At 71.7% G+C, this 8,706-nt stretch carries 8 protein-coding genes; 5 read left to right on the top strand and 3 right to left on the bottom strand.

Annotated elements, in window-relative coordinates:
* Positions 1 to 84 precede the first annotated feature (84 nt).
* The 5 genes from JWR81_RS27745 to JWR81_RS27725 all read left to right on the top strand — a co-directional run bounded on the left by JWR81_RS27745 (position 85) and on the right by JWR81_RS27725 (position 5,310).
* On the top strand, positions 85 to 2,049 hold the full coding sequence (locus JWR81_RS27745) for a M13-type metalloendopeptidase (protein WP_297659271.1): 1,965 nt from the start codon (positions 85 to 87) through the stop codon (positions 2,047 to 2,049).
* Positions 2,046 to 3,146: an amidohydrolase family protein gene (locus JWR81_RS27740; protein WP_297659269.1), complete on the top strand. Its 1,101-nt coding sequence runs from the start codon at positions 2,046 to 2,048 to the stop codon at positions 3,144 to 3,146. Before JWR81_RS27745 ends, JWR81_RS27740 begins: the two co-directional genes overlap by 4 nt.
* A complete protein-coding gene (locus JWR81_RS27735; protein WP_297659267.1) occupies positions 3,143 to 4,189 on the top strand; it encodes an amidohydrolase family protein in 1,047 nt (348 codons plus the stop codon). Before JWR81_RS27740 ends, JWR81_RS27735 begins: the two co-directional genes overlap by 4 nt.
* A 17-nt stretch (positions 4,190 to 4,206) precedes the next feature.
* Positions 4,207 to 4,635, top strand: coding sequence for a Rieske (2Fe-2S) protein (locus JWR81_RS27730; protein WP_297659265.1), 429 nt, complete (start codon positions 4,207 to 4,209; stop codon positions 4,633 to 4,635).
* 129 nt (positions 4,636 to 4,764) lie between these two features.
* Positions 4,765 to 5,310 carry a hypothetical protein gene (locus JWR81_RS27725; protein ID WP_297659263.1) on the top strand — a complete coding sequence of 182 codons (546 nt, stop codon included), beginning with the start codon at positions 4,765 to 4,767 and terminating at the stop codon, positions 5,308 to 5,310.
* A gap of 4 nt (positions 5,311 to 5,314) precedes the next feature.
* Here the strand turns inward: JWR81_RS27725 and JWR81_RS27720 are convergent, their stop codons facing one another.
* The 3 genes from JWR81_RS27720 to JWR81_RS27710 form a co-directional block, all read right to left on the bottom strand.
* Positions 5,315 to 7,303 (bottom strand): EAL domain-containing protein, encoded by a 1,989-nt coding sequence (locus JWR81_RS27720; protein ID WP_297659261.1) that lies wholly within the window; start codon positions 7,301 to 7,303, stop codon positions 5,315 to 5,317.
* Between the two features lie 155 nt (positions 7,304 to 7,458).
* Positions 7,459 to 8,250: a TerD family protein gene (locus JWR81_RS27715; protein WP_297659260.1), complete on the bottom strand. Its 792-nt coding sequence runs from the start codon at positions 8,248 to 8,250 to the stop codon at positions 7,459 to 7,461.
* Positions 8,244 to 8,555, bottom strand: coding sequence for a hypothetical protein (locus JWR81_RS27710; protein ID WP_297659258.1), 312 nt, complete (start codon positions 8,553 to 8,555; stop codon positions 8,244 to 8,246). Before JWR81_RS27710 ends, JWR81_RS27715 begins: the two co-directional genes overlap by 7 nt.
* Positions 8,556 to 8,706: the final 151 nt, after the last annotated feature.

Raw genomic sequence — 8,706 nt, 5'->3', positions numbered from 1 at the left:
GCTGCTGGCGCAGGGCCACGTCGGGGCGACGGAATGAGCACATCCGGGTCGTCGCCGAGGCCCGTTACGAGGCAGGATTGAGTCATGACCACGACGCAGCCGACGCGCACCGGGCTCGATCTGGAATGGGTCGACGCCGCCACCCGCCCGCAGGACGACCTCTTCACCCACGTCAACGGAACATGGCTGCGCACCTACGAGATCCCCGCCGACCGTTCCCAGGACGGCGCCTTCCGGGTGCTGCGCGACCGCTCCGAGGAGCACGTGCGCGAGATCGTCGAGGAGTCCGACCCGGCCACCGGTCCCGAGGCGCAGAAGGTGGCCGACCTCTACCGCTCGTTCATGGACACCGACGCCATCGAGGCCGCCGGCGTCGCACCGCTGCAGCCCCTGCTCGACGAGGTGGCGGCCGCCGGTGACCGTGCCGCGCTCGCCGCGGTCCTCGGCAGGCGGCAGCGCGAGGAGCGCGTGTCGCTGTTCGGCACGTACGTCAGCACCGACGCCAAGGACTCCTCCCGCTACCTCGTGCACCTGTCGCAGTCCGGCCTCGGGCTGCCCGACGAGTCCTACTACCGCGAGGACTCCTACGCCGAGATCCGGGCCGCCTACGTCGCGCACCTCGCGAGGCTCGCCGAGCTCGTGGGCCTGCCCGATCCCGCGGCGCTCGCCGACACGGTCATGGACCTGGAGACGGCGCTGGCCGCCGCGTCCTGGGACCGCGTCGCCAACCGGGACGCCGAGAAGACCTACACGCTCATGACGAACGCCCAGCTGCGCGAGAGCGCCCCGGACTTCGACTGGGACGCCTGGCTGGAGGCGCTCGGCGCCCCCGAGGGTGCGTTCGACGAGGTGGTGGTGCAGCAGCCGAGCTTCGTCGCCGCGGCCGCACAGCTGTGGGCCGAGCGTCCGCTCGAGCAGTGGCAGGCCTGGCTCGCCATCCGCACCGCGTCCGTCTCCGCCGACTACCTCACCGAGGAGATCGTCGAGCAGGACTTCGCCTTCTACGGCCGCACGCTGTCGGGCACCCCGCAGCTGCGCGAGCGGTGGAAGCGCGGCGTCTCGCTCGTCGAGGGCGCGCTGGGCGAGGTCGTGGGCAAGCTCTACGTCGAGCGGCACTTCCCGGCGTCGAGCAAGGAGCGGATGGTCACGCTCGTCGCGAACCTCGTGGAGGCCTACCGGCAGAGCATCTCCACGCTGGACTGGATGAGCCCCGCCACCCGCGAGCGCGCGCTGGAGAAGCTGGACCGGTTCACGCCCAAGATCGGCTACCCGGACGTGTGGAAGGACTACTCCACGCTGGAGATCCGGCCGGACGACCTGCTCGGCAACGTCGCGCGCGCGGGAATCTGGTCCACCACCCGGGAGCTGGCGAAGATCGGCAAGCCGATCGACCGCGACGAGTGGCTGATGACCCCCCAGACGGTCAACGCCTACTACCACCCGCGGATGAACGAGATCGTCTTCCCGGCAGCGATCCTGCAGCCGCCGTTCTTCGACCCCGAGGCCGACGACGCCGCCAACTACGGTGGCATCGGCGCGGTGATCGGCCACGAGATCGGCCACGGCTTCGACGACCAGGGCTCCAAGTACGACGGCGACGGCAACATGACCGACTGGTGGGAGGCGGCCGACCGCACCGAGTTCGAGCGCCGCGCCGCGGCCCTGATCGACCAGTACTCCGCGCTCTCCCCCGCTGGCATGCCCGAGCACAAGGTCAACGGAGCGCTCACGGTCGGCGAGAACATCGGCGACCTCGGCGGGCTCACGATCGCGCTCAAGGCCTACGCGATCTCCCTCGGCGGCTCGGAGGCCCCGGTGCTCGACGGCCTCACCGGCATCCAGCGCGTGCTGTTCGGCTGGGCGCAGGTGTGGCGCGCCGTCACGCGTGACGAGGAGGCCGTCCGCCGCCTCACGGTCGATCCGCACTCGCCGCCGGACCTGCGCTGCAACGCCGTGGTCACCAACCTCGACGCCTTCCACGAGGCCTTCGGCGTGCAGGAGACCGACGCGCTGTTCACGTCGCCCGAGAAGCGGGTGCGGATCTGGTGACAGCGGCGGTGTTCGGGCGTCCGGCAGCGTGGCCGGACGTCGATCTCGTCGACACGGACGTCCACATCACGCCCCGCTCGATCGCGGCGCTACTGCCCCACCTGCCGCCACGGTGGCGCGACTACGTGCGGGAGAGCGGCGTCCGGGGGCTGGAGTCCGACCTCTATCCCCCGGGCTCGCCGCTCAGCGCGCGGCCGGGGTCACGTCCGGACGGCGGGCCGCCCGCGTCCGACCCGGACCTGCTCCGCGCCCAGCTCCTCGACCCGTGGCGCACCCGGTTCGCCGTCACGCACTGCATCTACGGCGTCGACGGGATCCACAACCCGGACTGGGCGGTGGCCATGGCCGCCGCGGTCAACGACTGGCAGCGCGCCGAGTGGTTGGCGGGCGAGCCGCGGCTGCGGGGCTCGATCGTGGTCGCCGCGCAGGACCCGGTGCGCGCGGCCGCCGAGGTCGACAGGCTCGGGCCGCTCCGGGAGTTCGTCCAGGTCCTCATGCCCGTCCGCTCGCGTCTGCCGCTGGGCAACCGCCAGTACTGGCCGATCTACGAGGCCGCGGAGCGCCACGGGTTGGCGCTCGGCGTGTATGCGGGCGGCAGCAGCGGCAACCCGCTGAGCCCGGTGGGCGCGCCGAGCTACTACCTCGAGGAGTACGTCCTGATCGCGCAGGCGTTCCAGGGCCAGCTCGTGAGCCTGGTGAGCGAGGGCGTGCCGGCGCGCTTCCCGGACCTCCCGATCGTCCTCATCGAGGCCGGGTTCACGTGGCTCCCGCCGCTGATGTGGCGGTTCGACAAGAACTGGAAGGGGCTGCGCCGCGAGATCCCGTGGGTCGACCGGCCGCCGTCACAGATCATCCGGCGGTCGGTCCGCCTGACCGCGCAGCCGCTGGACGAGCCCGCGCAGCCCGAGCGGCTGCTCGCGGTGATCGACCAGCTCGGCAGCGACGACATGCTGATGTTCTCGACGGACTACCCGCACCACCAGTTCGACGATCCCGAGCAGGCGGCGCCGCAGGGCCTCTCCGACGACGCACTCGCGAAGTTCCTCGGCGGCAACGCGCTCGCCACGTACCGGCTCGGCGACGGGAGCACCGCATGACCGCACTGGTGGACTGCGACATCCACAACGAGCTCGCGCCCGGCTCGCTCGACCCGTACCTCCCCGACCGTTGGCGGCACTACGACCAGACCTACGGGCAGCGCGGCGACGGCGGCTTCCCCTACCCGAAGGGCGCCCCGAACGCGGCGCGCGCCGACGCGTGGCCGCCGTCGGGCCTGCCGGCGGGCGCCGATCTCGAGTTCATGCGCGAGCAGCACCTGGACCCCCTGGAGATCGAGTACGGGATCCTCAACTGCCTGACGAAGGCCAACCGTCAGCAGAACCCCGGCTACGCTGCGGCTCTGTGCCGCGCGGTCAACGAGTGGCAGATCGCGGAGTGGCTGGAGAAGGAGCCGCGCCTGCGCGCCGGCATCTCGGTGCCCTACGAGGACCCCCAGCTCGCGGCGGCGGAGATCGACCGGGCGGCGGGCCACCCGGGCTTCGTCCAGGTGCTGCTGCTGGTGCGCACCGACGAGCCCCTGGGACGCCGCCGGTACCGCCCGATCCTCGAGGCCGCCGTGCGGCACCACCTGCCGATCGGCATCCACTTCGGCGGCGGCCGGGCCAACCCGCTGACGTCCGCGGGCTGGCCGTCGTTCTACATCGAGGACCACACCGCGATGGCCCAGGCCTTCCAGGCCCAGGTGATCAGCATGGTGGTGGAGGGCGTCTTCGAGGAGTTCCCGACGCTGCGGGTGGTGCTCATCGAGGGCGGTTTCGGCTGGCTGCCGTCGCTCATGTGGCGCCTCGACAAGCACTGGGCCCGGCTGCGTGACGAGGTGCCGCACCTGACGCGCCCGCCGTCCGCGTACATCCGCGAGCACTTCTGGGTCACCACGCAACCGATCGAGGAGCCACCGGAGCGGGAGGACCTGCTCACGGTGTTCGACCACATGGGCGGGGTCGAGAAGATCATGTTCTCCACCGACTACCCGCATTGGGACTTCGACGAGCCGCAGCGCGCCATCAGGGCGAAGCTGCCCGGTCCCGTGCGCGAGCAGATCTTCGGCGGCAATGCCCGCGCGCTCTACGGCCTGGGCTGAGCATGCCCCGTCACGTGGTGGCCACCACCGCCGAGATCCGCCCCGGCGAACGCAAGATCGTCGAGATCGACGGCCGCTCCATCGGCGTGTTCAACGTCGACGGGCGCTTCTACGCGCTGCGCAACCAGTGCCCCCACGCCGGCGCGCAGCTGTGCGAGGGGACGCTGTCGGGGCTGGTCACGTCGACGGCTCCGGGCGAGTACGACTACGCGCGCAGCGGCGAGATCCTGCGCTGCCCGTGGCACGGCTGGGAGTTCGACATCGCCACCGGCCGCTCCTGGTTCGACCCCGCGCGGACGCGGGTGCGGGCCTACGAGGCGACGGTGGAGCCCGGCGACGCGCTGTCCGACGAGGAACTGGGCGCCGCCGGCTACGAGCCGGGGCCGTACACGGCGCAGCGCTACGCGGTGGAGGTCGACCGCGAGTTCGTCGTAGTGCACGTCTGAGAGTCGGTCACGCCCTCCGCGACGCGCGCACGGACCGGACCGGCGCCTACCCACAGCTGTGTACCCCTTTGCGACGAACACCCGCCCGCTTTGCCACTACGGTCGGGGCAACCGACCGAGGGAGACGTCATGACGGGCAGCGCTGCCTGGGAGGACGACATCGTCCACGGCTTCAAGGCCCTGACCAGCGAGGACGTGCCCGGCCTCGAGATCATGCTGATCGACGCGGTGGCCGACTGGCTGTTCTCGGACGCGAACCCGGGCGACGGCTACGGCGACGAGCACGCGGGCCACATGGTCTCCACGCTGTTCAGCGCGGTGGAGTCGGCACGCACGTTCCAGCCCGCGGAGCAGCCCGAGGTCACCGACGTGATCGCGGCGGCCCGCACGCGGCTCGTCGAGGGTGCCCACGAGCTCGCGAACAACGGCTGGCCGGGGGTGTCGCTGACGGTGTCGCGGCTGATGCCGGCGATGCTCGCCGAGCTCCAGGACAACGCCGGCGAGCGTGGCAAGCAGCTGCACGGCGTGTTCGTCTACCTGCTCTACGCCGTGGCCGCCGGCACGCGGGATAAGCACGACCCCGCGGTGCTCGAGGGGCTCGCGGCCACCTTCGTCGCGTGGGACACGGTGTTGCGCGGCGGGTACACCGTGCCGTGGCGCAAGCCTCCGGGATGAGCGGTCAGACGGCGCGCCGCTGCTCCGCGCCGTGCAGCTCGGTCTCGTCCTGCCCGGTGCCGTCCTGCTCAGTGCTGTGCTGCTCCGTGCTGTGCTGTTCGGTGCTGTGCTGTTCGGTGCTGTCCAGTTCGGTGCTGTCCAGCTCGGTGCTGTCCAGCTCGGTGCCGTCCAGCTCGGTGCCGTCCAGCTCCATGCCGTCCGTCTCCGGGCCCGTCTCGTCCTCGTCGGGCCGCACGTCGATCTCCTCGGGACGCGCGGGCCTGCCGAAGTAGTGGCCTTGGGCATGGGTGCCGAACAGCCGGTGCAGCACGTCGGCCTGCGTGTGCCGCTCGACGCCCTCCACCACCACACGCAGCCCGAGGTCGCGGCCGAGCGCGAGCACCGCGCGCATGAACCGGCGGGTGGCGTCGTTCGCCTCGAGGTCGTTCGTGAAGCCGCGGTCGATCTTCACCGAGTGCAGCGGGATCTGCTGCAGGTGCAGCAGCGACGAGTAACCGGTGCCGAAGTCGTCGAGCGAGAGCGTGGCGCCGATCTCGTGGAGCCGGCGCGCCCCGGCCTGGGCGGCAGCAGGATCGGTGAGCAGGGCGTCTTCGGTGATCTCCAGGATCAGCTGCTGCGGGGTCAGGCCGTGGCGCCGGATGCAGCGCTCGACGCGGTCCGGGAACGTCGGGTCGACGATCAGGCACGGCGGGACGTTGACGCCCACCTGCAGACGCTGATGGCCGAGGATCGTCGACCAGCGCACGAGCTGGGACGCCGCGAGCTCCATCATGTGGTCGGTGAGCTCCGGCAGCAGTCCGCTGCGGTCGGCGACGGGCACGAACACGTCCGGCGGCACCGCGGCCCCGTCGTGCGTCCAGCGGGCCAGCGCCTCGAACGCGATGACCCGGCCGCTGTCGAGCTCGACGATGGGCTGGTAGACGGCCTCGACCGCCCCGGAACGGATGGCCTCGCGGAGCGGCTCGCGGAGCTTCAGGTCGCGGACGGCGGGCAGCGTCATCGTGGGGTCGTAGATCGCGAACCGGCCCTGGGAGCCGGACTTCGCCGCGTGCTTGGCGATGTCGGCCCGGGCGAGCACCGTGTCGACGTCGAGCGTGGGGTCGGCCGGCACGGGCGCCACCCCGACGGTCGCCGACACCGGGATACGGACGGCGTCGAGCATGAACGGTTCAGCCAGCACGCTCTCCACCAGGGTGCCGGCTGCCGCCAGGTCCTCCCCGTCGTCCAGGAGGATGGCGAACTCGTCCCCGCTCAGACGTGCGACCGAGTCGAAGGGCTTCAGCGCAGTCGACAGCCGACCGGCGATCTCGACCAGCAGGTCGTCGCCCGCGGCGTGCCCGAAGGTGTCGTTGACGGCCGCGAAGTCGTCGAGGTCGAGCAGCAGGACGGCGGGGCGCGGCGCGGCGCTGCCGGCGTCGCGGCCCAGGGCGCGGGCGACCAGGTCGAGGAACATCGCACGGTTGGGCAGGCCCGTCAGCGGGTCGTGGAGGGTGGTCCAGCGCAGCTCGGCCTCGCGGTCGGTGGCCTCGGCGCGCATGCGCTCGGCCTGCAGGATCTGCCCGAGCAGGGTGGCCATGAGGTGCAGCAGGGGCGCGTGCTCCAGCAGGTCTGCGTCCTGGGCCTGGGGGTCGAACCCGCAGAGTGTGCCGAACAGCGAGCCGTCGCCTGCGCGGATGGGCACGCCCGCGTACGCCCCGACGCGGATGTCGACGGACTCGGCGACGGCGGCGTACTGCGGCACCGCCATCGCGTCCGGCGCGATCTGCGGGGCGCTTCCCGCGACCATGTACCGGCAGAACGTCTCCGACCAGGGCTGTGCGGCGCCGGCAGGAATACCGTAGGCGTCGTCGCGGACGTGGTCGTGCACCTGGTGGTCGCCGTCCAAGCGGCTCACCGACCAGAACGCGAGGGGGATGTGCTCCTTGAGGTGGCCGACCACCCGCCCGCACGCCTCGTCGAACGACATCAACGCCGGGCCCGCCGGAGCGCTCACGACGTCATCTCCGTTCGAGGACGCGGGGACAGCGCCCTCAGCTCGTCGTAGACCAGGCCTGTCGACCGTCCTCTGGAGGGAACGTCCGGTGCACCGATCGTAGTGGTCGTCGCCGGATCGGACCATGGACCTCCTCGCACGGCCGCAACCGGCGATCAGACGTTGACCCCGAAATCACGCGCGATGCCGGCCAGACCCGACGCGTACCCCTGTCCGACCGCGCGGAACTTCCACTCGCCGCCGTGCCGGTAAACCTCGCCGAACACCATCGCCGTCTCGGTGGATGCGTCCTCGGAGAGGTCGAAGCGGGCGATCTCGCGCTGGTCTGCGGCATTCACCACGCGGATGAACGCGTTGTTGACCTGCCCGAAGCTCTGCGACCGCGCGTCGGCCTCGTAGATGCTCACCGGGAAGACGATCTTGGCGACCTCGGGGGCCATCGCCGCGAGGTTGACGTTGAGCGCCTCGTCGTCGCCCTCGCCCTCACCTGTCAGGTTGTCGCCCGTGTGCTCGACGGTGCCGTCCGGGCTGGTGAGGTTGTTGAAGAACACGAAGTGGCGGTCGGAGATGACCTTGCCGCTCTCGTTGAGGAGGATCGCCGACGCGTCGAGATCGTAGTCGGCACCGGTGGTGGTCCGGACGTCCCATCCCAGGCCGACGACGATGTTCGTGAGTCCCGGCGCCTCCTTCGAGAGGCTGACGTTCCCGCCCTTGGCCAGACTGACAACCACGTGCCGCTCCTTGCCGTCTCTGAATCCGGCCCGTCCAGCCGGCTCTTCCCGCACACTATCCACCGATGGGAGCCGGTGTGCGACCAACGACACTCCCTCCGAGACGCCGATCAGCAGCCCCGCGGCCAGGGCGGCGCCGTGGATGTCGGCCCGGGCGAGCAGGAGGACGGCGACCGCCACCGACACCACCAGCACCACGCACGCCGCCGTCACCACGGCCGGGAGCGCCCGCCCTCGGCGAGGTCGACGACCACCACGACGGCCACGCGGAGGCCGGCGGTCACCACCGCCGACGCGACGAGGCCGCCCAGCATCCACGACGCCCACCGCGATCGCCGCGGGACCCACCCACGGCAGCCCGGGCCGGCGCGTGTGCGCGACGGCCGGCCGCAGACCGCCACCGGGTTGCCCGCACCGACGGGCTCCCAGCCGAGCCACCCGGCGGCCTTCCCGGCCGGCCCGGCGCCGAGGTACGCGACGGCCCATCGACCGGGACCGAGCATCCGTTCCAGGAGCACCATCGTCGGACGGCGGCGGGCCCGCCCGAAAGGACGGATCCAGGATTGTCGGAACCGGACGCCCCGGCCTTCCCGTGATCCCTCAGCCGAGGAGTTTGCGCAGCGTCCGGCCGGTGAGGTCGACGACGCCCGGCTCGTGCCCGTTGATCACGAG

The organism is Pseudonocardia sp. (assembly GCF_025965585.1).
Lineage (GTDB): Bacteria > Actinomycetota > Actinomycetes > Mycobacteriales > Pseudonocardiaceae > Pseudonocardia.
The sequence above is the reverse complement of the archived record's forward strand: the minus strand, read 5'-3'. Positions and strand labels throughout refer to the sequence as shown.